The 24,341-nt window shown below is 38.7% G+C and carries 19 protein-coding genes; 7 read left to right on the forward strand and 12 right to left on the reverse strand.

Features of this window, described 5'->3' with window-relative positions; genetic code table 11:
- Positions 1-137: 137 nt before the first annotated feature.
- From ABD792_RS05735 to xrtF, 12 genes are all read right to left on the reverse strand, one after another.
- Positions 138-731 (reverse strand): hypothetical protein, encoded by a 594-nt coding sequence (locus ABD792_RS05735; RefSeq protein WP_345004887.1) that lies wholly within the window; start codon positions 729-731, stop codon positions 138-140.
- A gap of 562 nt (positions 732-1,293) precedes the next feature.
- Positions 1,294-2,853, reverse strand: a complete 1,560-nt coding sequence (locus ABD792_RS05740; RefSeq protein ID WP_345004888.1) for a beta-N-acetylhexosaminidase — start codon at positions 2,851-2,853, stop codon at positions 1,294-1,296.
- A gap of 464 nt (positions 2,854-3,317) precedes the next feature.
- Complete coding sequence (locus ABD792_RS05745) at positions 3,318-5,819, reverse strand: heavy metal translocating P-type ATPase (RefSeq protein WP_345004889.1); 2,502 nt, start codon at positions 5,817-5,819, stop codon at positions 3,318-3,320.
- 87 nt (positions 5,820-5,906) lie between these two features.
- Positions 5,907-6,479 (reverse strand): helix-turn-helix domain-containing protein, encoded by a 573-nt coding sequence (locus ABD792_RS05750; protein WP_345004890.1) that lies wholly within the window; start codon positions 6,477-6,479, stop codon positions 5,907-5,909.
- Between the two features lie 181 nt (positions 6,480-6,660).
- A complete protein-coding gene (locus ABD792_RS05755; RefSeq protein ID WP_345004891.1) occupies positions 6,661-7,050 on the reverse strand; it encodes a heavy-metal-associated domain-containing protein in 390 nt (129 codons plus the stop codon).
- A 33-nt stretch (positions 7,051-7,083) separates the two neighbouring features.
- Positions 7,084-8,826: an efflux RND transporter periplasmic adaptor subunit gene (locus ABD792_RS05760; RefSeq protein ID WP_345004892.1), complete on the reverse strand. Its 1,743-nt coding sequence runs from the start codon at positions 8,824-8,826 to the stop codon at positions 7,084-7,086.
- Between the two features lie 41 nt (positions 8,827-8,867).
- Positions 8,868-9,578 (reverse strand): PepSY domain-containing protein, encoded by a 711-nt coding sequence (locus ABD792_RS05765; protein WP_345004893.1) that lies wholly within the window; start codon positions 9,576-9,578, stop codon positions 8,868-8,870.
- Positions 9,579-9,580: 2 nt separating this feature from the next.
- Positions 9,581-10,867: a TolC family protein gene (locus ABD792_RS05770; protein WP_345004894.1), complete on the reverse strand. Its 1,287-nt coding sequence runs from the start codon at positions 10,865-10,867 to the stop codon at positions 9,581-9,583.
- Positions 10,864-14,607 carry an efflux RND transporter permease subunit gene (locus ABD792_RS05775; RefSeq protein WP_345004895.1) on the reverse strand — a complete coding sequence of 1,248 codons (3,744 nt, stop codon included), beginning with the start codon at positions 14,605-14,607 and terminating at the stop codon, positions 10,864-10,866. Before ABD792_RS05775 ends, ABD792_RS05770 begins: the two co-directional genes overlap by 4 nt.
- 107 nt (positions 14,608-14,714) lie before the next feature.
- Positions 14,715-15,131 (reverse strand): HYC_CC_PP family protein, encoded by a 417-nt coding sequence (locus ABD792_RS05780; RefSeq protein WP_345004896.1) that lies wholly within the window; start codon positions 15,129-15,131, stop codon positions 14,715-14,717.
- Between the two features lie 41 nt (positions 15,132-15,172).
- On the reverse strand, positions 15,173-15,619 hold the full coding sequence (locus tag ABD792_RS05785) for an exosortase F system-associated membrane protein (protein WP_345004897.1): 447 nt from the start codon (positions 15,617-15,619) through the stop codon (positions 15,173-15,175).
- A complete protein-coding gene (gene xrtF, locus ABD792_RS05790; RefSeq protein ID WP_345004898.1) occupies positions 15,612-16,163 on the reverse strand; it encodes an exosortase family protein XrtF in 552 nt (183 codons plus the stop codon). The genes ABD792_RS05785 and xrtF overlap by 8 nt, the downstream gene beginning before the upstream one ends.
- An 89-nt stretch (positions 16,164-16,252) precedes the next feature.
- Here xrtF and ABD792_RS05795 point away from each other — a divergent pair, with 89 nt between their 5' ends.
- The 7 genes from ABD792_RS05795 (at position 16,253) to rodA (ending at position 24,318) form a co-directional block, all read left to right on the forward strand.
- The gene (locus ABD792_RS05795) at positions 16,253-16,708 is read left to right on the forward strand and encodes a GAF domain-containing protein (RefSeq protein ID WP_345004899.1); all 456 of its coding nucleotides are present in this window, start codon (positions 16,253-16,255) and stop codon (positions 16,706-16,708) included.
- A 294-nt stretch (positions 16,709-17,002) separates the two neighbouring features.
- The gene (gene purH / locus ABD792_RS05800) at positions 17,003-18,535 is read left to right on the forward strand and encodes a bifunctional phosphoribosylaminoimidazolecarboxamide formyltransferase/IMP cyclohydrolase (protein ID WP_345004901.1); all 1,533 of its coding nucleotides are present in this window, start codon (positions 17,003-17,005) and stop codon (positions 18,533-18,535) included.
- Between the two features lie 215 nt (positions 18,536-18,750).
- The gene (locus ABD792_RS05805) at positions 18,751-19,779 is read left to right on the forward strand and encodes a rod shape-determining protein (protein WP_199112004.1); all 1,029 of its coding nucleotides are present in this window, start codon (positions 18,751-18,753) and stop codon (positions 19,777-19,779) included.
- An 11-nt stretch (positions 19,780-19,790) separates the two neighbouring features.
- A complete protein-coding gene (gene mreC, locus ABD792_RS05810) occupies positions 19,791-20,618 on the forward strand; it encodes a rod shape-determining protein MreC (protein WP_345004902.1) in 828 nt (275 codons plus the stop codon).
- Positions 20,611-21,117, forward strand: coding sequence for a rod shape-determining protein MreD (locus ABD792_RS05815; RefSeq protein WP_345004903.1), 507 nt, complete (start codon positions 20,611-20,613; stop codon positions 21,115-21,117). Before mreC ends, ABD792_RS05815 begins: the two co-directional genes overlap by 8 nt.
- Positions 21,114-23,048: a peptidoglycan D,D-transpeptidase FtsI family protein gene (locus tag ABD792_RS05820; protein ID WP_345004904.1), complete on the forward strand. Its 1,935-nt coding sequence runs from the start codon at positions 21,114-21,116 to the stop codon at positions 23,046-23,048. The genes ABD792_RS05815 and ABD792_RS05820 overlap by 4 nt, the downstream gene beginning before the upstream one ends.
- Positions 23,041-24,318: a rod shape-determining protein RodA gene (gene rodA / locus ABD792_RS05825; RefSeq protein WP_345004905.1), complete on the forward strand. Its 1,278-nt coding sequence runs from the start codon at positions 23,041-23,043 to the stop codon at positions 24,316-24,318. The genes ABD792_RS05820 and rodA overlap by 8 nt, the downstream gene beginning before the upstream one ends.
- Positions 24,319-24,341 lie beyond the last annotated feature (23 nt).

Raw genomic sequence — 24,341 nt, forward strand, 5'->3', positions numbered from 1 at the left:
AATGTTCGTTTTGCTCTTAAAGCTATCCTACAATACGTTTTACGTCTTTTTAAGCCTTATAATTTTAGGGTACAAGCAATTTACACCGTAAAATAAAAGCCCTTAAAAGGGCTTATTTGTGTCTTGTTTTTAGAAAATTAAGGGCTTGCGCAACGGCTACCATTGTTGTGCAACGTTATTTCTTTTTCGTCGATTTTATTCAGTATTAATATTAAACCAAAAGCCAAAATTGTAACTCCTAACGCTGTGTAGATTAAATTGTTCCATAAAAAATAACCAAGTCCCATAAAAATTGCTCCTGAAAAGGTCAGTATAAATCCGAATGGATTAGATTTAATAAAATTCAGAGAATGAATTGAAAGTCCAAGAAAAAGTAAAGATGGTCCAACGTAAACAAAAGGAAAAGCAATCGAAGGTGTATTCGCCAATTGATTAAAGAATTCAATTCGTCCGTCATTATCATTTCCAAAACTCCACGAAATAAAATCAATTGTATTCAGTCCGATAAATGCGATTACTCCCATTATTGTCAATGTCGAGGCAATTTTTCCGATTCCGTTTTTGGGAAATACTTTATTGAAATTCAGGAGTAGTACAGCTCCAATCAAATTTAACCAATGAGCAAAGTCAATAGGTTTTTGACTATGAGCAAATTCATTCCCTTTTGTAAATATCCAATAACTAATAACAAAAAGGAAAAGTCCAATTATACAAATAGTTTTTAATCTCAATTTTCGGTTTCTTTTAATGTTGCACAACTCGTTATATGCGGCATTATTATCCTACTTATCCCCTTTTTTTTTCCGGATAAGAGGAACTTTTGTTCCTCATTATAACTCGCAAAACACAAATATATACAAAACCCTACAAACATGTAATATATTATCTTGATTTAAATAGCTGTATTGTCTTATATAGTTATTTTAAGACGGGCCAAAAAAAGCTACTCCTTCACCTTTCCTTCACCTTTCCTTCATATCTCCTTCATATATACTTCACCTTTACTCCATAGTAAAGCTATTCTAAGATTTATTCATTAACCTGTATAGCTATTTCAGGACGGGTCATACTATATAGATGAAGTATGGATACTGTATGGATAGTGTATGGGAAATACATTTCAGCAGAAATCACCAAAAACGGCTAAAACACCATAAAAGAGTAAGCTTAACAACTCTATAAAACAGCTTGCAGTGCTTTTTTATAAAGATTCCTACCTTCACAGGAATAACAACTTCAAAAGGGCGTTTATAAACTGAGTGTCGCAACCTAACTGTAAAAAAAAAAACCGATTTAAATTGCCGGCTCCTTTTTATGCTCCGAATCCAATTCGTTAAAATAGTAGATCCCCATACTATCGAGAAACGCGAATAGCTTCGGTAAGGTAGCATCAAATCGCGACCAGTCCTTTTGGGCCTCATCGGTCCAGGCTGCCTCGGACATAGCAATCAACCTCGGAAAGGTCATAAAATCGATCCAGTCGTCCGTTGCCAAACGCTCCGTCCATAAATTGGCTTGCAGTCCCGCAATCAGCTTCAGATCAGTTTCAGCAAACCGATGTGTACTATCAGGATATTGGTATACGTCCCTTAACGGATTAAAGCCTTCCCAACGGCGACCATTTTTCAAGGAATCGTGCTGTACAAAATCAAAATAAAGTGGTCTGCGCGGACAAAGCACCGTCTTATAGCCTGCCTTAAGCGCCGTTTCCAGTTTATCCGTCTTATCGTGGCGCCACCAATAGATCATACTTGTCTGCCTATCCACACCCGAAGCTACAATCTCATCCCATCCCGCAAGATGCTTCCCTATTGCTTTAAGGCTATCCGTCATACGTCGCATAAAATAATGCTCGACCGCAACCAAATCCTCTAGACTCTCACGTTTCATCAAGGCCTTAATACCCGCATTATGGTGCCACTGTTCGTTTCCAAAATGTACCTCGTCCCCTCCTAAATGAATGTAGTTTGACGGGAACAAATCAGCTACTTCCCTCAGGATAGTTGTTAAATAGCCATAGGTCGCTTCATTACCCGGATCGAAGGTAAAATCGGGGTGCTTCTCGCTCCCGCCACCAGAAAACTCAGGATAAGCCTTGTTGGCAGCCGTGGCATGCCCTGGCATGTCTATTTCGGGAATAATAGTCACAAAACGCTCAGCGGCATAAGCCACTACCTCTTTAATATCTTCCTGGGTATAATAAGCCGCAGGTGCATCTGGATTTGTATGACTACCCTGCCCGCCCACAGTAGTTAACTTAGGAAACGCCTTGATCTCTATACGCCATCCTGGCGCGTCTGTTAAATGCCAGTGAAAAGTATTCAACTTAAACGAAGCCATTAAGTCTATATACTGCTTTACCTTTTCCTTACCAAAAAAGTGTCTGGACTCATCCAGCATAAACCCTCGGTAGTCAAAACGCGGTGCATCGGTAATTCGTGCGCAAGAAATGACCTTTTCACCAGATAAACTTAACTGCTGCCACAAACTCATAAACCCATAAAAGATACCCTTGGAGCTAGCTGCCGAAATTACAATTCGCTTTTTATTGATCTCCAGTACATAAGCTTCCCCTTTCAATGATTTAGAATCCAACAGTTGTAAATCGATAACCCGATCTGCCTTAGCATCTACAATAACCCCTAAATCAGAAAGCCGTTTACCATAGAATTCTGAAAGTCCCTGCAATGAAGCATCAGAAAGGCTAATGGCAATACCCCTTTCAAAACTAAACACACCCTTAACGGTTTCTATTGCATTCGGATACGGCACCAGTGCCCATGCAGGTTGTTCTTCAGGTTTACAACTATTTAGTACAATGGCTAAAATTATAAGGAAGATCGATCGGTTCATAAAATACACTTCAAGAGGTTTGTAAAAATTTTGCTATAAGACACGAAAATAAGTTTTTTTAACAAAACTGACCTAATCGTATTGATCTTAACCGAATAGCCATTGAAAGTTTACACCATCCCTCTGGTCTGTTTTAAGACTTCCCACTTTAGTTTTTCTTGGGCGTTAGTCGAAAGGCTCGAAACAACACATTGTCATTTCGACAGAACGACGAAGGAGTGACGAGAAATCTAAGTATAATGAGATGCCTCCTTTCGTCGAAATGAGAACTCCCTGCTATCCTTTATTTTATACTGCCTATATTACTATTCGTTTCTTTTGCTTGTCCAAAAGAAACGAATCAAAAAAAAACACTACTTCTACAGGGTTTTTCAGCATTCACTGAAAACCATTTGACAAACTCTGCGTCGCAGCGTTCCTGAATCTCGGAGCTTTGCCTGCACTATTCTTACGAAGAAGGGTCGTCAATCAATATCTACCCGTCGTAAACGTAACGCATTGGCAATCACCGATACCGAACTAAAGCTCATTGCCAAAGCAGCCAACATAGGCGATAAAAGAATTCCAAAAACAGGAAATAGCACCCCTGCCGCTATCGGCACACCCACACTGTTATAAAACAAGGCAAAGAACAGGTTTTGCTTAATATTACGCATTACTTTGGCACTTAAATTATAAGCCTTTACAATACCCTGCAAATCCCCTTTCACCAAGGTAATGGCAGCACTCTCTATCGCTACATCTGTTCCAGTCCCCATGGCAATACCCACGTTACTTTTGGCCAATGCCGGCGCATCATTAATACCATCGCCAGCTACAGCAACTTTTTTACCTGCCTTTTGGTAATGCTCCACCACATCCAGCTTATCCTGTGGCAGCATGTCCGCTTTAAAATCGCTCAACTGTAGCTCGTTTGCTACAGCTTGAGCCGTTAGCTTACTATCGCCAGTGAGCATTACTACGGCAACACCTTTTTGCTTCAAGCTTGCTATAGCCTGCTTACTGCTTGCTTTTATCCTGTCTGAAATCACCACATAACCAACCACCACCCCATCTACAGCCAAAAACGAAATGGTTTTGCCCTGCGATTGGTATTCGGAAACCGCTTTTTGCACCGACTCCGGCAGCTGGGCCTTCACGTCCTGCATCAATTTCATATTTCCGAAAGCCACCGTCTTCTGATCGACCTGTCCCGTTACCCCTTTTCCCGTTACCGAGCTAAAGCCCTCTACCTTAAAAGGGTCTACTCCCTGTGTTCTGGCATACTGGGTAGTCGCTTCGGCCAAGGGATGCTCGCTATGGACATTCAAGGATATCATATACTGCAATACGGTCTCTTTTTCAAAAGAATCTCCCACAACCTCTAGCTGCTCCACCGATGGTTTACCTTCGGTTATCGTACCAGTCTTGTCCACTATAAGGACATCAATAGCACTTAAAGTTTCCAAAGCCTCAGCATTTTTTATAAGCACGCCCGATTTGGCTCCTTTACCCACTCCAACCATAACAGACATGGGCGTTGCCAGCCCCAGTGCACAGGGACAAGCTATAATAAGCACAGCAATAGCATTTATCAACGCATACACATATCTGGGTTCCGGACCAAAAACCGCCCAAAGCACAAAGGTAACCACCGAAACAAGTACCACGATAGGCACAAAATACCCAGAGATGGTATCAGCCAACTTCTGAATGGGCGCCTGACTGCGACTGGCTTTATTGACCATGTCAATAATTTGCGACAGTAAGGTATCGGCCCCTACCCGCTCCGCTTTCATAACAAAAGACTGTTTGCCGTTAATTGTTCCCGAACGCACCCTATCTCCCGGTAATTTGTGTACAGGAATGGGTTCGCCCGTAATCATCGATTCATCTACCGCACTTTCACCTTCCCGAACCACCCCGTCCACAGGAATCCGGTCACCCGGTTTAACACGTAACAAATCACCTACCTCAATAGCCTGAATAGCTACCAGTTCCTCTTTGCCATCCACAATACGAATGGCCTGGTTGGGCGCCAGCTTGAGCAATTCCTTAACCGCACTATTGGTCTTCGTATGCGCGCGCGCTTCCAATACCTGCCCCATGAGTACCAAGGTCAAGATAACAGTAGCAGCTTCAAAATACACGTGTACGGTGCCATATTCAGTTTTAAACTGCGCTGGAAAAACCTCTGGAAACAGCAACCCGAACACACTAAAGACCCAAGCTACTCCTGCTCCTATTCCTATAAGAGTAAACATATTTAAATGCCAGCTCACAATCGACCTGTATGCCCTTTCAAAGAACATCCAAGTGGTATAAAATACCACGGGAAGCGATAAGACCAACTGAATCCAGTTCCAATTGCTTTGCGGAAGTATGCTGTACAAGGGTTTGCCTGGAAACATCTCAGACATGGCTATTAAAAATATGGGCAGTGTAAAAGCGACACTCCACCAAAACTTAGACACTAACTTTTTGTAGTGCTTCACTTCAGTAGATACTTCAGGCACCATAAGTACCAGATCCATACCACAGATGGAACAGGCTCCGGGAGTATCTTCAATTATTTCTGGATGCATGGGGCATGTATATTGTGCAGAAGCCTCAGCAACAAAAGACATTTCTTCCACCAGATCCATACCGCACACCGGGCAACCACCCGCAACACCGTAGGTTTTATCACCCTCGCAATGCATCGGACAATAGAACACGCCAGTTCCCGTACCGCTTTCTTTTTTAGGAGCGACTTGTTTTGGCTGTGCCATACCGGGCATGACAATACCATAACGCCCACCACTATCTGCTTCCAAAGCTTTCGCTAATGTTTCTAGGGAAATATGTGAAGCCATAGTTATAACAGCCTCTGCTTTTTCAAGATTTACATGCGCTTCTTCAACACCCTCCACCGCACTAAGGGTTTTCTCTACATGCGCACGACACCCGTTACAGGTCATCCCCGAAATCGAATATGTATGTTTCACAAGTTTAAGTTTTAATAATTAATAAGTCCGATTGACTTCTTAAACAAAGATCCGTTTTATCCAGAACCCAATTGTATACAATTTTGATTAAATTGTATCTAACTTTTTCCGTAGCCTTATCTTTTTAAAGGCAGATGGTGTAAACCCTGTTACTTGTTTAAATTGCTTTGAGAGATGCTGCGGACTGCTGTAATTAAGCTCATAAGAAATCTGGCTTAATGTTAGTTCATTATAAACAAGCAGTTCCTTGGCGCGTTCAATACGCTGCTCAATTATGTAATGCTCTATAGTATTACCGGTTATTTCAGAAAACAGCTTGCTTAATTGAGTGTATTCTATCCCGATTTCTGATGCAATAAACCCTGAGAAGGTTTGATGCTCCGGCTTTTCTTTTCCGTGATGAATGTGCTGAACGATAAGGGCTTTTATGTTCTTTACAATAATGGATTCTTTATCCTCTACCAATTCAAACCCTTCCTTTTCAAGGATAGCCTTAAGTTGTTCCTTTTCTTTTTCAGAGAGCACATGGTCAAAATAAATCGTTCCCAGATCTACATAGCTAAAGTCAAAGTGCTTTTTGCTTAGTTCTTCCCTAACCACTTTAATACAGCGGTTACACACCATGTTCTTTACTGCTATTTCAGTATAAGATTCCTTCATAATAAAGAAAGATCCGTGTTATTGATTACTAAAATTTAAAACTATTCTTAGGTATTCAAGCTGAATTAGAAGTCAGCTCTTTTCAATGGCATAAACTCTTAATAGTCTTACCTTATAATCGCGTATCCATTAATTAACTCCTAATTCAGCTTTCGCCTGTTAATGCTTAAGAATAATAGACCTATTGATTCATAGCCATTTCATGGTCGTACTGACAGCATCCTGGCAGGTTGTTATAAGCATCTTCACTTCCAGCTACCTTTTCGGTATCATAGCCTGAAGCAGCGATAGCCTTATGAATAGCCATGGCATCTGTTTTCGCTTCATCGAAGGTTACATCAATCTTCTTTTTATCAACATCCCAGTTGGCACTTGCAACACCCTCTACACCATTAGCGGCCTTCTCAATGGTCTTTTTACACATCTTACAATTCCCGCGAACACCAAAACTTAGGTTAGTTCCAGCATTTTGCACTGCAACCTCTGTGGTCGCCTCTTTTTTTGTATCGTTTTTACAGCTTGTAAATCCGATAGCAGCTATTACAGCTACACTTAAAATGATTCTCTTCATGGTATTAAATTTAATGATTATAATTATTATTTGTTATTCTATGAATAATTTTACTTCTCCACAGGTAAGCATCGCTTCACCAAAATAAGGATTTAATATATTTTCTTCGTTACTTAGCCAGTACGCACCTTTGTTATTATCTGCCATAGGACAAAATTGCTCATAAGCCTTCTTATCAATGCCAAAACGTTGTACGGCATCAATTAAATGCAGAGACAGGTTCTTAAAATGCTTACGTTGTTCCTGTATGTCTGAGGCTGCTGCAATACCTGTAGAAGTAGTTTGCAATGCTTTTTCCAACACCATCCAATGCCCATGAGCCTTACTATCAGTCAATAATTGCATATCTACAGCTTCCAAACCGCTACGCAATTGTTTTGCCGCTTCCCCAGCTTTCTTTGCATCATCCTTAACCAGGGCATCTTTTATCTGGATATAAACATCAAATACCTGTTGCAGTTGCTTACGGAAATCGGACGAAACATCAAATCGCGTTGTTTCCGAAGACTGCGTTACCTCCACACCCATATGCCCTTCATGACCAGTCATTACCTCACCACCACTTTTGTTCATCATAGACTTTTTGCCTTGTAACTGAGCAGCAGCATCAACTGTAAAAGTACCGTTAGTAACCACTTCATCACCTTGCTCCAACCCTTCCAACACCTCATAGGAAGCTCCCGTTTTGTTACCCAGAACAACTTCACGCATTTCAAAAATGGGCGTTTCACCCTTTACTTTCAAATACACTACCGAACGTTCACCTGTCCATAGAACAGCACTCGCAGGCACCTGTAACACAGCATCGTCCTGCAAGGCATTTAACTGTCCTTCCACAAACATACCTGGCTTAAGGAGTCCCTCTTTATTACTCAGAACAACGCGTAACTTAACAGTTCGTGTCTTGCTATCCAGAATAGGCTCTATAAAATCGACCTTAGTTTTAAATGCTTTATTAGGATAGGCATTGGTTTTAACAACGATTTCCTGCCCCTTTTTAACCTGGGCGATCTGATTCTCGTACACATCAAAATTGGCCCAAACGGTATTTAGGTTAGCCACTTTAAACAAGGCGTTACCTTCCATAATATGGGCGCCTTCACTAAGCGCTATTTCTGTAACAACTCCTGAAATGTTTGAATAAATAGTAAACTGTGTTTGAATATTTCCTGAGCGTTCTATTTCCGAAACCTGGGTATCCTTAACCATCCAGTTGCTGAACTTTTTCTTTACGGCCTCATATAACTCAGGCTGAGACGCCTTATTTTTATAAGCTATTAATAGTTCCTGCTGTGCTGCAATGAGTTCTGCCGAATAGATCTTTGCAATGGCCTGTCCGCGTTTAACATATTCCCCCAAGGATTTCACATATAACTTATCAACGCGTCCACTAAAGTGTACTGGTTGTGTCGCAGCTTCATCCTCGTTTTCAACAATCTTCCCTGATAATTTGAGCGTTTGTTCGCCTGCAAGTTCCCCCAGTACAGAGGTCTGTACATTCGCCAGGGCCATGGCATTTTCAGTCAGTTTAAATTGATCTTTGGACAATCCGTCTGCTCCAGCTTCAGCAGGAATAAGATCCATCCCACAAATAGGACAATCACCAAGCTCAGGTTGCATTATCTGAGGGTGCATAGAACAAGTCCACATAGTCTTTGCTTCGACTTCAATACTATGATCGTGTTTTTTATTAGTATTAGAAGCACCTCCAAAGAGTAACCACCCCAGCAGTATCCCAATGGTTAATATTCCGATATAAACTATATACTTTTTCATCTGTTTATTTTTACTGTTTTTCAATGGTCGCATGTCCATTATTATTTATTTTTTCGTTTCCAAAATTTTCTAACCGTAAGTGAGGAGGTATACCACAGCAGAAATCCGCTCAATACCGTAATCAGCCCTAAAAGAGAAAAGACTCTTAATAACGTAGTATTAAAGTTATCCCTCCCTTCGTAATCCATAGTATGGGTCATCCACAAAAAGTCGAACCAACGCCAACTACGATGCCTAACGGTTTGAAACCTCCCGTCTGCTTTAGACACATAGGCCTTTATATTCTCGTTATTAGCATAGGAAATGACATAAGCTGGCAATAAGCCTCCTCTGTATTCGTGATGCTTTCCCGCGGCATCTATCTGGTTTATAGAGGCTACCTCCAAGTTGCCCTTCATACGATGTTTAGCAATATAAAGTGCTTCTTCCTTTGAAATACCTTCCTTCTCGGAGCCGTCAACCGCATTGAACAGTCGCGATCCGTTAACCCAATAGTAAGGTGTTTTATTAATGTCCCGTATTTCAATAGATGATATACCGTGCTCCACATCCAGTTGTGTAGGACTGATCAAATTAGAAAAACTCAGGGGCTTATAGTTTAAGTTTTTAAATTGATCGCCATGAATATCATCAATATCTGTCCAACTAAAATACAGGCCACTGAATGTCCAGAACAAGAACTGAATTCCTAAGAACAATCCTAAATAGCGATGGACCTTACGTATCTTTAACGCTGTATGTCTGTTTACCATAATTATTGTGTTAGATAATTAATGATTGTCGATTGTATATAAAAGTCTTTAACAGATTCTATTTGATTCATCTCGAACTTTAACTGCAATTCCTGAACATCCAAAACATCATTAAAATCAATGGTTCCTGTTTCATAGCTTCTAACAAGTATGGCTTCGGCATCTTTGGCTTGCCTTAAGTTTTTAGTTTGGGTCTCATGACTTATTCTTGCAGACATTCTACCTTTCACAGCATCATCCAGCAATGTCTCCAATATGTTCAAACGCTCTTGCTTTTGCGAATGAATCTCTTGTTGCTGCAATGCATTTTGTTTGGTCTTGGACTTATATTTTTTATTAAAAATTGGAATGGAAACAGATAACATAGGCATTAAAATATCCTTTCCGTTGTCGTTAAAATCCATACCGGGCCGTTTCTCGACATTGATGTAATCTAACCCGAAACCAATCATCGGACTGCTTTCCTTTTGATTCAGTAATTCTGATTGTTCCACCGATTTATAAAGTTTATCGTACTTTAATAATTCGGGATGTAGCACCAGGTTGTCCGAGTGGATCTCCTGATCGTCGATGGGGATTTCCAATGCATCCACCACATCCACTTCAATACCTTTATCCCTATTCAGGAGTTTATTGAAACGTGTTTGCTCGGCCAGGTATTGTTGCTCCAACACCTGTTTGAGTTGCTCTAATTCATTTTGTCGCATTTGCAAGCGTAAAATAGCAACGGCTGATGCCTTTCCCACCTCTACCGCATTAAGCGCCAGCGTCTCGTAAGTTTTTAACAAAGCGATATTTTCATCCAAAACAACACGCTTCTTTTTATTGGCATACAACTTATAATAGGATTGCGATACCGAAGCCATCAACTTGCGTTTGGCAATCACAATATCCTCATACTTAGCATCGGCCAGCGAACTGACGTATTGCTCCCGTGCCGTAATACCTCCGAACCATGGCACCATTTGCCTGGCAGATAGTTTAAACCGCTGTGCCCCGGTGCGTGTCTCGGGTTCGCTTACAAAATAACCTACTCCGAATTCGGTATTGGGCAGGACATCGACTTCATTCACTTTCTCCGAAGCAATGCGGTATTGCAGTTCGTATTTCTGAATCTCCGGATTGTTACTTAAGGCCTCTTCCAGCAGACTTTCCAATTGTTGCGCATTTGAAAGGTGTACCGTTAGAAGAGAAAAACTGAAAGCGAAAAGTGAAATACTCCTCAAAGTAAAAACACTTGAACTCCCTACAAACAATACCTCCTTTATATTTTTAAACAACTCCTTCATAGTACATTCGATTTAGACATTTTTAATTGTAACTCTTGTTTCCAGCTAAACAACACCGGAACGACAAATAATGTAATAAGTGCTATGAGCATCCCTCCAAAACTTGGAATGGCCATTGGTATCATAATATCACTACCTCTGCCTGTTGATGTTAGTACAGGTAACAACGCTAAAATAGTCGTAGCCGTAGTCATCAAACAAGGTCTGATTCGCTTTTCACCCGCTTCAATCACCGAGGCCCGTATGGCTTCTTTTGTATGAGGTGCGTTCCTGCTAAATGTTTGTTTTAAGTAAGTGGCCATAACGACGCCATCGTCTGTTGCTATTCCAAACAATGCTATAAACCCAACCCAAACAGCGACACTAAGATTAATAGGATGCATTTGAAAGAGATCGCGAAGATTCTCTCCAAAAACACTAAAATTTAAAAACCAGTCCTGCCCGTATAACCAAATCATTACAAAACCTCCTGCAAAGGCAACGGCTATACCTGTAAATACCATGAAAGATGTGGCTACCGAACGGAATTGAAAGTAAAGGATCAAGAAAATAATTAATAATGCCAACGGCACAACTACCGATAAGGTTTTTTCTGCTCTCAACTGATTTTCGTAGGTCCCTGTAAACTGGTAATTAATACCATGTGGTACTTCAATTTCTCCTGAAGCGATCTTTTCTTTTATCAGTGCCTGTGCATTTTCAACCACATCGACTTCAGCATACCCGTCCAGTTTATCAAACAAAACATAGCCCACAAGAAAGGTATCCTCACTCTTTATTACCTGCGGCCCCTGCTCATAACGAATACTTGCCAATTCACTTAAAGGTACTGGAGTGCCTTTAGAAACGGGCACATAAATTTGCTTCAGATCTGTGGGATCGGCGCGTAATTCACGGGGGTAGCGTACCCTTACACCATAGCGTTCTCTGCCTTCGACGGTTTCTGTTAACACCATACCACCAACAGCTACCTTAAGCACATTCTGAACATCTTCTATTGACACCCCATAACGTGCAATTTTCTCCCTGTTAATATCAATCAGCAAATAAGGCTTACCCACAATACGGTCTGCAAAAACAGCTTCGGTTTTCACCCCTTCAGCCTGTTTTAAAATAGCTTCCAACTGTATTCCAAAATTTTCGATCTGCTTCAGATCCTGCCCTTTCACTTTAATCCCCATAGGGGCTCGCATGCCTGTTTGCAGCATAACCAGTCGGGTTTCAATAGGCTGTAACTTGGGCGCCGAGGTTACGCCTGGCAATTTGGTAACCTTTACGATCTCGTTCCAAATATCGTCGGGAGTTCGAATTTCAGGACGCCAGTTACGGAAAAATTCACCGTCTTCATCCGTAATGAGTTGTTCTTTTAAATTATCCACAGGCCATGTGTCTCGTTGTTCTTCAACTAGTATAACACCATTCTTCAATATAAAATCACCATTACCATCCACTTTATAACGTTGTCTTTCCCCAACCTCATTGAGCATGTACTCGGGTTTATACTGAATAACATTCTCGTACATGGATAGAGGTGCCGGATCCAATGCCGATTCTACCCTACCGGCCTTTCCAACAACCGTTTCGATCTCGGGAATATTAGCCACTGCCATATCCAGCTGTTGCAAAACACGTTTATTTTCTTCAACTCCCGAATGCGGCATGGAGGTAGGCATCAACAAAAAGGAACCTTCATTTAAAGCTGGCATGAATTCTTTTCCGGTATTCCTCATTATAAGAAATCCACATACAACAATAAGGGTAGGAATTGACAAAAAGAGCACTTTATGTGCCAAGGCCCAATGAAGAATGCGCGTATAATACCTTCTAAAAAGGGTAAAAGCCCCCAGCAGACCGAAACAGATAAGCCCCACAAAAACGAGGTTTCCAAAAATACTTTTATCCACACCTAGAGGACGCCAGTATTCTGCTAAAAGAAATACAATGGCCAGTGCCGATATAATCATATTAACAACACTTACAGTCAGTAAAATACGGTATTTAAAAAACGTTAACTGTATTTCGGATCTATCAGAATATCTGCTCCATAACGCCACTGCTCCAAAAGCAACGAGTAATAAACCTAGCCAATATCCATACAAAATGGCCCACAGTCCCAAACCTATCAATGCTGCGTTCAACACATATATGGCGCGTTTTTTCACTTGCTGTTTTTTGAACAAAAATGCTGCAAAAGGAGGGATTAAAAACAAGGCCACAATAATAGATGCTGTTAGAGCAAAGGTCTTTGTAAATGCCAAAGGTCTAAATAGCTTTCCTTCGGCTCCTATCATGGTAAATACGGGTATAAAACTTATAATAGTGGTCATGACCGCAGTAACAATAGCTCCCGACACTTCGGTCGTAGCCTGATATACCACACGATTTACAGGTAATTGCTTATGGTTAGTATCCAGATGGCGAATTATATTTTCGGAAAGAATGACCCCCACATCAACCATGGTTCCGATTGCTATAGCTATCCCCGATAACGCTACAATATTGGCATCGACACCAAAAACCTTCATGGCAATGAAGACCATGAGCACTGCAACAGGCAATAACCCAGAGATCAAAACGGATGCTCTCAAATTAAACACCATCACAATAATCACCAGGATGGTGATTAGTATTTCTAGAGTTAATGCTTCATTAAGCGTCCCTAATGTTTCTTGTATAAGCTCTGTCCTGTCGTAAAAAGGCACTATGGTAACCTGAGAGGTGGTTCCATCGGACAACACTTTTGAAGGCAAGCCTGCACTTAATTCCTGTATCTTTTCTTTAACGTTATTGATCACTTCCAGCGGATTTGCACCGTATCTGGCTACCACTACACCTCCCACGACTTCGGCACCTTCCTTATCCAATATCCCTCTTCTTGTTGCTGGCCCCAATGAAACCTTAGCAATATCCTTTACCTTGATGCTTGTGTAATCTTCGGATACCACTACCGCATTTTCTATATCACCGATGGATTTCACATATCCCAATCCGCGTACCAGATACTCTGCTTGATTGATCTCTACGGTCTGTGCCCCAATATCTTTATTACTTTCCTTTACGGCTTTAACAATCTGATTTAATCCAATATTATACTGTCGCATCAATTCGGGCACAACATCAATTTGATATTCCTGCACATAACCACCAATAGATGCTACCTCAGAAACACCACTGGCAGAAGACAAAGCATACTTTACATAGTAATCTTGAATGCTTCTCAACTCCTGCAAGTCCCAACCTCCGGTTACTTTACCTTGAGTATCGCGTCCTTCTAGCGTATACCAAAATATTTGTCCCAACCCTGTAGCATCAGGCCCTAACGCCGGACTTGCTCCTTCGGGCAATAAACCACTTGGTAATGAATTCAACTTTTCCAGAATTCTACTGCGACTCCAATAGAATTCTACATCTTCTTCAAAAATGATATAGATACTTGAAAATCCAAACATGGAAGAGCTCCGTATCGTTTTTACTCCCGGAATTCCCAATAACGAAGTTGTTAACGGATAGGTGACCTGATCTTCAATATCCTGAGGGGATCGCCCTTCCCACTTTGTAAAAACGATCTGTTGGTTCTCTCCAATATCCGGAATTGCATCAACGGCTACTGGGTTACTCGGTAAAAACCCAATATCCCATTTAAATGGTGCGTTAACTGTTCCCCAACCCACAAAAAGAACGAGCAACAAAACGGCAACCAATTTATTCTCTATTAAAAACTTTATGCTCTTGTTTAGCATTTTAACTGACTTTTAAACTATTAGACAATATAAGCGCACAGAGCGCAGTATACAATGTAACACCCTGCAGAAACAATTCTGAGGTGTATCGCTCTAAAGTTTAAAAATCAAATTAAATAGCTTTCGTCTATCTTGTAGATCTCTTTTATAACACACGGCGGTTTGTAGGCTCGATATGGCGTAACCTCTTTATCGGTGTCTTCAAAAAGATTAAGGTAAGTATATAGTAATGTTGCTACAAATACTTGTTTGTCCAACGATAATTTATGCAGATTAAGTTGTAATTCGTCCTGACCATCAACTATAACCTGCTTATCGCTGCAGCAACTTTTTTTAATCATTGAGCATTCTGAGCTTGTCGGTTTCTGTTGCATGTCCATACCGCAGGTTTCCACCTTATGGAATATAGCCATATCAACCAAAGTATCACCACAATAATGCATATCGACAGTGAACGACATTGTAGAAAACAACACTACAATAGCCATTAAAAAGGATACTATTTTGGCAAAAACTGCTCTCATAACAAAACAAAAGTACAAAAAATCGCGTATTTCAACTTTTTTTACATATTATTTAACAATCTGCGTTTCAACTTATAATAATAAAATGCAGGCAAAAGTAATAGTAAAATAATAGGTTGTATCAAAAAGCGACGTACATTAAAAAACATATAATAATCCTCCTGTCTTGGATTAATTACAAAATATAAATAAATAAAAATCAGTATCACAAAAGCAACTACATATATAAAGGCCGAAAACTTAATCATGTCTTTCTCTTTGAAAATGACATACAAGATCGCTAAGGACACAATACTGTTTAAAGCATAACGCAAGCCTGTAAACATTGTAAGCTTAAATACTTCCCGCCTGGGATTATCCAAATAAAGATAATCGTTCTTAAAAAAAATAAGATATGGATCGTAAAACAATTCATTTTCAAACCACCGAATCAGCACCAATGCTCCAAACAGTAAGAAAAGCAAAGTATATTTGGCAAACTTATTCATCTCCTCTACTTAAATTTGAAAAACGATTTACCCATAATACCCATAACAAACATACCATACCATAAATTATCCCTGGAAACACCACACTGTGCAACATTTCACTTCGCCAAGGGTAATGGTATACGGCAACTACAAAAAAGACGATACGGATTAAATTTACAATATAGATCAATACAGCTCCGCAAATTATATACAAAATTGTGGTCTTTAACCTTCCTGCGAAGGCTACGATAAATGCTAAAAATAAAATAATAACGCTTAGAGAATTACATCCTTCAATAATTCGTGCCAAATATTTACCATCAACAACAAGTTTTATTGAAGGTTCATCAGTATGTTCCACAACCTGTGTATCATACCCTATGTCATTCAACAAGACCCCAACCTGCTTGGCAACTAAATTCGTAATATAATCTGGGTAATACTGGGTATTAATTGAATATTGCAAATATGCTTTATACAACAAAGACAACACAATATATACAATTAAAAAAGTAAGAATAAACTTAATTACGGTTTTATATTGAATTAAAAGTGCTTTCAAAAAACTTTAGCGATTGTTGGATTAATTTATACTAAACACAATATCGAATTTACAGCTTTTTAAATACTTTTACTAAAACTTTTAAAATTATGATGTTCGAAACATTAAAACCACAAATATTATCTATTACCACTAATACAAAAAAAACAACCGACGAACGCCTATTGGCCATTTGCAAATTACTGGAAAGCAGTATAGATTATTACAACTGGGTTGGTTTTTATTTTAGAAACGGCAACAAAGAAGAACTTATATTAGGTCCCTATGTGGGCGAACCTACAGATCACACCATTATCCCTTTTGGAAAGGGCATTTGCGGACAGGTTGCCGTAAGCAATGAAAATTTTGTGGTACCCGATGTTTCTGCTCAAGACAACTATATTGCCTGCAGTATTACAGTAAAAGCCGAAATTGTTATTCCTATTTTTGTAAACGGAAAAAATATTGGTCAAATAGATATCGATTCGAATACGCCCGATCCATTTAGCGAAAAAGACGTTCATTTTTTGGAATTTGTCTGCAATGAAGTTGCCAAAATTTTATGATTATATCCTTTCAAAAGCAACACAGATTTTTCGTTTTTAATTTAACCTAGGTAACACCATACTAAGGCCCAGAAAGTGCCTGTTCATATTATGCCTTAAGGTCTCATTGCAAAGTTCTAGCACTCAATCTGGGTCTAACTAAAAAAACACATTGTTTTTTAATGGGATTAAGCCTATATTTTGACTGAAATAATTACTTTTGCACTCATAAACAAAAAAGCACTATAAACGCTTAATAATCACAAAATTTTATTTCCTTTTAACAGGAAAACCTTCAAACATAACACAACAATAATGAGCAACGAAAAAACTATCAAATCTGCCCTAATTTCGGTATTCAGCAAAGATGGCTTAGAACCAATTGTAAAAACATTAAACGAGCAAGGTGTTACAATTTACTCTACTGGTGGCACACAAGCATTTATAAACGATTTAGGCATTGATGTTGTCCCTGTTGAAGACATCACGTCTTATCCTTCCATTCTAGGTGGTCGTGTAAAAACCTTACATCCTAAAGTATTTGGGGGAATTTTAAATCGTCAAAATAACGAAACGGATGTTGCTGAATTAGCTGAATTCGAAATTCCACAGATAGATGCGGTTATTGTTGATTTATATCCATTTGAAAAGACAGTAGCATCAGGTGCTGGAGAACAAGACATTATTGAAAAAATAGATATAGGCGGTATCTCGTTAATCCGTGCAGCTGCCAAAAACTTTGCAGATGTTGTTTGCGTTGCTTCTGTTAACGATTACAGTGAGTTTTTAGAACTTATTACAACACAAAGCGGAACACTTTCTCTAGAAGACAGAAAACGTTTTGCTACCAAAGCGTTTAATGTATCCTCACATTACGACACAGCTATCTTTAATTACTTTAATAAGAACAATGAAGAAACCGTGTTAAAGATTAGTGAAACCAACGGTAAGACTTTACGTTATGGAGAAAATCCACATCAAAAAGGCTTTTTCTTCGGAAACTTTGATGATATCTTTACCAAACTTCACGGAAAAGAATTAAGCTATAACAATTTATTGGATGTTGATGCAGCTGTAAACTTAATGAATGAGTTTAAAAACGATGCCCCTACATTCGCCATATTAAAACACAACAACGCTTGCGGTCTTGCTCAACGCGACACCATACACCAAGCCTATATTGATGCGCTTGCGGGTGACCCTGTTTCAGCCTTTGGAGGAATTTTAATTAGTAACACCGAAATCGACAAAACCACAGCCCAAGAAATCCACAGCCTTTTCTGTGAAGTTGTTATCGCTCCCTCATTTTCAGAAGAAGCTTTAGAAATCCTAAAAGGCAAAAAGAATCGTATCCTTTTAGTTCTTAAGGACATTGACTTACCGCAAACCAATGTACGCACGTGCTTAAATGGCATTTTAGTCCAAGACAAAGACAACATAACCGACTCTAAAGAAGGTTTAACCAATGCCACAAATACACAACCTACAGCTGACGAACTGGACGATTTAATTTTTGCTTCAAAAATCTGCAAGCACACAAAGTCAAATACCATAGTGTTAGCCAAAAACAAACAACTATGTGCTAGTGGAACTGGTCAAACCAGTCGTGTTGATGCCTTAAACCAAGCCATTCATAAAGCTGGATCATTCAACTTCGATTTAAATGGTGCCGTTATGGCAAGTGACGCATTCTTTCCTTTCCCAGATTGTGTAGAAATCGCTAAAAATGCTGGTATAAGTGCTGTTATTCAGCCTGGAGGCTCTATAAAAGATCAACTAAGTATTGATTATTGTAATGATAATAATGTTGCGATGGTAATGACGGGAACACGTCATTTTAAACACTAAAATTAAATTTTAAATTTAATTAGCGTCCATCACACAGTTTTACACGTATAACACATTAATGATTTTTGATTTAGAAGTGGTTTATTTTTTTCAGATTAAATTGTAAAAGTTTAAACCACTTCTAAATATAGATAAGAATTATAGTGTACATATTTGTCAAGTTTTATTACATTTACAAGATTAGTTTTTAAACCTCAATAAATCACATACAACACATGGGCTTTTTCGACTTCTTAACCGAAGATATTGCAATAGATCTAGGAACTGCAAACACGCTTATTATACATAACGACAAGGTCGTTGTCGACGCACCATCTATAGTCGCCAGAGACCGCATTACCAGTAAAATAATAGCTGTTGGTCAAGAAGCCAGTTTAATGCAAGGAAAAACCCATGAGAACATAAAAACGATTAGACCTCTAAAAGATGGTGTTATTGCAGATTTCGATGCTTCGGAGCAAATGATAAGTATGTTTATAAAAAACATACCTGCTTTAAAGAAAAAGTTCTTCTCTCCTGCCTTAAGGATGGTTATATGTATTCCTTCAGGTATTACTGAAGTTGAAATGCGTGCCGTAAAAGAAAGTGCAGAACGTGTTAATGGTAAAGAAGTTTATTTAATACATGAACCTATGGCGGCAGCTATAGGTATTGGGGTAGACATTATGCAACCTAAAGGTAATATGGTAGTAGATATTGGAGGAGGAACCACCGAGATTGCTGTCATTGCACTGGGTGGTATTGTATGTGACAAATCCGTAAAAATTGCGGGCGATGTCTTTACTAACGACATCGTATACTACATGCGTACACAACACAACTTATATGTAGGGGAGCGCACTGCCGAAAAGATAAAAATCCAAATAGGGGCAGCCACTGAAGACTTGGAACTTCCTCCTGAAGATATGAGTGTTCAAGGACGTGATTTATTAACCGGAAAACCTAAGCAAGTCCAAATCTCTTACAGAGAAATTGCCAAAGCCCTTGACAAATCTATTTTAAGGATTGAAGATGCGGTTATGGAAACCCTATCACAAACGCCTCCAGAACTAGCTGCCGATATATACAATACTGGTATATACTTAGCTGGTGGAGGATCTATGCTTAGAGGTTTAGACAAACGTTTGTCCCAAAAAACAGATCTTCCGGTTTATATTGCAGAAGACCCTTTAAGAGCTGTAGTACGCGGTACAGGCATTACACTTAAAAACCTATCCAAATACAAAAGCGTATTGATAAAATAGTCTAACAGACCATGCAACAAATTATCAATTTTATAATAAGAAACAAAACCTTTTTGTTGTTCTTGTTGCTCTTTGTTATGTCTATTCTTTTTACAATTCAGTCGCACTCTTACCATAAAAGTAAGTTTATTAATTCGGCTAACTTTATTACTGGAGGAGTCTACAATTCTGTTAACAATATTACTGGTTATTTTAATCTAAAATCCCAGAATGATATTTTAGTAGAAGAAAACAATTACCTAAAATCACTTTTATATAATTCTGAGCAACAAACGGATGATTCCTTTTTTAATGACAGCTTATCTTTCGATAAACATTTTATATTTGGATCGGCTAAGGTTATAAAAAACAGCTACTCATCTACTGATAATATTTTGTTAATAGACAAAGGCTCTAAAGATAGTATAAAACAAGACTTTGGCGTCATAACTAGCAAAGGGATTTTAGGCGTTGTTAATAAGACGAGTAAAAATTTTGCCAATGTTATTTCAATTTTAAATACTAACAGTCAGATAAGCGCCCAATTAAAAAAATCAAACCATTTCGGCTCTTTAACTTGGGATGGCAAAAATCCCGCTTTTGTTCAATTACTAGACCTTGGAAAAATTGCACCTGTAGAAAAAGGTGATACAATAGTTACTTCTGGAAGGTCTTCAATATTTCCAAAAGGCATCCCTATTGGAACCATAGAAGACTTTAACCTAGACGACGCCGAAAACTTTTACGAAATAAAGGTCAAATTGTTTAACGACATGACCAATATAGAACATGTGTACACAATTAAAAACATTGATATTGTAGAGATTAACAATTTGTTAAACGAAAACAAAAATGAATAACATTATCTCTACAAATATCTTACGCTTTTTTATACTTGTATTAATACAAGTCCTAATATGTAGCCATATTAATTTTTTAGGCTATATCAACCCATATATCTACATCCTATTTGTAATATTGTTTCCAGTAAAAAACAACCGCGTTCTTTTTATCTTTCTAAGCTTTCTTTTGGGGCTAACGGTCGATATCTTTTTAGACTCAGGTGGCATGCATGCTGCTGCTTGTGTTTTTATAGCCTATGTAAGACCTGTAGTTTTAAAATTTTCTTTTGGAATACAATATGAACACCTTACCATGAAATTTGACGCCATTGAGTTTGGATCTAAAATAACCTATATAACAGTACTAACCATTCTGCATCATATTATTTTGTTCTATTTGGAAATATTTAGCATATCCAAAATAATGTTAGTGCTACAAAAAACGTTATTCTCAAGTATATTTACTATTTTATTATGCGTGTTGATAACTATTATTTTTAGCAGAAAAACCAAATGAGACAGCTCTTACTTTTCGCTTCTGTAATACTTGTTGGTCTTCTATTTATATCTAGGCTTTTCTATTTGCAAGTTTATACATCAAATGAACACAACTTATTTGATGACAATGCCATACGGAAAGTTTACGATTACCCAAAGCGTGGTTTTGTATATGACCGAAACGGAAAACTTTTAGTTGACAATCAACCCTCCTATGACGTAATGGTTATTCCCCGTGAGGTAAAGCCATTGGACACGTTAGAATTTTGCGCATTGCTTAAAATAGATAAAGAAAAGTTTATAAAAACCTATAAAAAGGCTTATCACTATTCCCCCAGGCTCCCTTCGGTTTTTGTATCACATTTATCAAAAGAAGACTATGCTGTTTTACAGGAAAAGATGCGAAAATTTGAAGGCTTTTACATTCAAAAGCGTTCTTTACGTCATTACCAAACAACGATAGGCGCTAATGTTTTAGGCAGTATTAGCGAAGTTAACAATACCATTATAGAAAAAGAGCCCTACTATAAGATGGGCGACCTCATTGGAACAGAAGGCGTAGAAACCTCTTACGAAAAAGTATTAAGGGGTGTAAAAGGCATTAAATTTATTCAAAAAGACCGATTTAATAGGGATATTGCTCCATACAAAGATGGGGAATTCGACACTATACCCGTACCCGGAAAAGACATTACTATTACCATTGATGCCGAATTGCAAGCTTATGGTGAATTGCTCATGCAAAATAAACGTGGTGGTATTATTGCCATTGAGCCCAGTAGCGGTGAAATTCTAACCATGGTTACTGCGCCTAGCTATAACCCCAACTTATTAGTAGGAAGAAATCGATCTGCCAACTACTCTAAAATGCATTACGACACCGTTGCAAAACCCTTATTCAATAGAGCGTTAAAAGCGCAGTACCCCCCAGGGTCTCCATTTAAAGTTCTGAATGCCCTCATTGGTCTGCAAGAAAATATAGTTAGTACCCATGATAAGTTTAGTTGTAGAATGGGGTACTACCTTGGAAGCAGAAAATTAACTGGCTGCCACGACCACTTTAGTCCGGTAAACATGAATCAAGGTATTGCACAATCTTGCAACGCTTACTTTGCAAATGTATACCGACGCATTGTTGAAAAGTATGACACTGCGGCTGAGGGGTTAAATGTTTGGAGCAACCATGTAAAAAGTTTTGGATTAGGTGACTATTTAGGATATGATTTAAAGATTGGCAGTCCGGGACGCGTTCCCGATGGAAACTTTTATGATAAATGGTACGGAAAAGGACGATGGGCATCAACTTATAACATTTCTAATGCTATTGGCCAAGGCGAGGTTGAAGCCACTCCCATTCAATTAGCCAATATGGTTGCCGCCATTGGAAACAGAGGTTATTTTTATACGCCCCACATCATAAAGAAGATAGAAGATGACACCATCCCTAAAAAATTCACAACCCGTAAATATACCTCTATAGACAAAGCAAATTTCGAACCTGTCATACAAGGGATGTTTGATGTATACAACGATGGTACTGCTACTTATTTAAAAGTACCAGATATTGACATTTGTGGTAAAACAGGTACTGCTGAAAACTTCATGAAGATTGACGGTGTAACAACCCAGCTTACAGATCATTCCATTTTTGTTGCCTTTGCACCTAAGGACGATCCAAAAATAGCATTGGCTGTCTTTGTTGAAAATGGCTATTGGGGCAGTCGGTTTGCTGGAAAAATAGCAAGTTTAATCATTGAAAAATACATTAAAGGACATATTACGAGAACTGATTTAGAACGTTGGATTTTATCACACAGTCTGGAAGATGAGTACGCCAAGCCCTACTCTGGAGAAGCTTTTAAAATAAACGGACAAACCTCATTACAGGTACTAGATGGACCTGACTACAATAAATTGATAGAACAACTAAACGAATTGAATAATGGTTAGGGAAACCAATAGGTATTTTAAATTTGATTGGATTACCATAGCACTCTTTTTACTTTTGGTTGGCTTTGGATGGGTAAATATTCTATCAGCATCGCACACAGGGGAAACAATTGATTACTTTAATTTTTCACAACCCTATGGCAAACAGCTTATATTCATATTTTTCACCTTCGCCTTAATTATTGTTTTACTCGCTATTGATGCCAAATTTTACGAACGCTTTTCCAGTATCATTTATATACTCTCCCTACTATCCCTTGTAGGATTATTCCTATTTGGAAAAAATGTAAATGGTGCTACCTCCTGGTATGGGATAGGAGGCATGACCTTACAGCCCAGTGAATTTGCAAAAGCAGCTACAGCGCTTGCCGTTGCCAAATTTGTAAGCGATTTAAACACCGACATACGACGTTTTAAGGATCAATTAAAAGTTTTACTCATACTATTTATCCCTGCCTTTTTGGTTTTATTACAAAACGACACAGGAAGCACACTCGTTTACGCAGCCTTTATTTTTGTTTTGTACAGGGAAGGACTGCCAAAACACTATTTAACCATTGGTATAATCGTGGTTTTATTATCTGTTTTATCGCTAAAGTTTGGTGCTACTAGAACTTCTGTAATTGCCTCTATAGGTATTTTGGCGTTTTACTTTTTAAATAAAAAACATACATCCATTATTCTGTCCTTCATTACTTTAATATGCTGTATACTTGTATCTTTTGGTGTTCGATTCTTTTACCAAAATGTTTTGCAACCGCACCAACAGGACCGTATTAGTTTATGGCTACGCTTAGAAAAGGATCCTGTTAAGCTGAAACAAATGAGACAGACATTCGCTTACAACTTAAACGAATCTGAAAAAGCCATTAGTTCTGGCGGCCTCACTGGAAGAGGTTTTTTAGAAGGAACCCGAACGACGGGAAAATTTGTACCAGAACAACACACCGATTATATTTTTAGTACCGTTGGTGAAGAATGGGGTTTTTTGGGGAGCTCTTTTGTTGTTGTACTTTTTGTATTACTCATTCTTAGAGTACTCCACTTGGCAGAACTTCAAAAATCACAATTTAGTCGTGTATATGGCTATTCGGTTGCAGCCATCATTTTTATGCACTTCTTCATCAATATTGGTATGGTTATGGGCATAATACCCACCATAGGTATTCCTCTTCCCATGTTTAGTTATGGAGGTTCTGGACTTTGGGCCTTTACCATCCTGTTATTTATTTTCATAAAACTGGATTCTAACAGAATCAATGAATGGTGATTACTTAGTATTCAGTATGCAAT

It is taken from the genome of Snuella lapsa, assembly GCF_039539345.1.
GTDB lineage: Bacteria > Bacteroidota > Bacteroidia > Flavobacteriales > Flavobacteriaceae > Snuella > Snuella lapsa.

Excerpts from the sequence above, each read along its gene's own strand:
- ABD792_RS05740 (WP_345004888.1), bottom strand. The coding sequence starts at position 2,853 with ATGAACCGATCGATCTTCCTTATAATTTTAGCCATTGTACTAAATAGT.
- ABD792_RS05750 (WP_345004890.1), bottom strand. The coding sequence starts at position 6,479 with ATGAAGGAATCTTATACTGAAATAGCAGTAAAGAACATGGTGTGTAAC.
- ABD792_RS05755 (WP_345004891.1), bottom strand. The coding sequence starts at position 7,050 with ATGAAGAGAATCATTTTAAGTGTAGCTGTAATAGCTGCTATCGGATTT.
- ABD792_RS05760 (WP_345004892.1), bottom strand. The coding sequence starts at position 8,826 with ATGAAAAAGTATATAGTTTATATCGGAATATTAACCATTGGGATACTG.
- ABD792_RS05765 (WP_345004893.1), bottom strand. The coding sequence starts at position 9,578 with ATGGTAAACAGACATACAGCGTTAAAGATACGTAAGGTCCATCGCTAT.
- ABD792_RS05770 (WP_345004894.1), bottom strand. The coding sequence starts at position 10,867 with ATGAAGGAGTTGTTTAAAAATATAAAGGAGGTATTGTTTGTAGGGAGT.
- ABD792_RS05775 (WP_345004895.1), bottom strand. The coding sequence starts at position 14,607 with ATGCTAAACAAGAGCATAAAGTTTTTAATAGAGAATAAATTGGTTGCC.
- ABD792_RS05780 (WP_345004896.1), bottom strand. The coding sequence starts at position 15,131 with ATGAGAGCAGTTTTTGCCAAAATAGTATCCTTTTTAATGGCTATTGTA.
- ABD792_RS05785 (WP_345004897.1), bottom strand. The coding sequence starts at position 15,619 with ATGAATAAGTTTGCCAAATATACTTTGCTTTTCTTACTGTTTGGAGCA.
- ABD792_RS05795 (WP_345004899.1), top strand. The coding sequence starts at position 16,253 with ATGATGTTCGAAACATTAAAACCACAAATATTATCTATTACCACTAAT.
- purH (WP_345004901.1), top strand. The coding sequence starts at position 17,003 with ATGAGCAACGAAAAAACTATCAAATCTGCCCTAATTTCGGTATTCAGC.
- ABD792_RS05805 (WP_199112004.1), top strand. The coding sequence starts at position 18,751 with ATGGGCTTTTTCGACTTCTTAACCGAAGATATTGCAATAGATCTAGGA.
- mreC (WP_345004902.1), top strand. The coding sequence starts at position 19,791 with ATGCAACAAATTATCAATTTTATAATAAGAAACAAAACCTTTTTGTTG.
- ABD792_RS05815 (WP_345004903.1), top strand. The coding sequence starts at position 20,611 with ATGAATAACATTATCTCTACAAATATCTTACGCTTTTTTATACTTGTA.
- ABD792_RS05820 (WP_345004904.1), top strand. The coding sequence starts at position 21,114 with ATGAGACAGCTCTTACTTTTCGCTTCTGTAATACTTGTTGGTCTTCTA.
- rodA (WP_345004905.1), top strand. The coding sequence starts at position 23,041 with ATGGTTAGGGAAACCAATAGGTATTTTAAATTTGATTGGATTACCATA.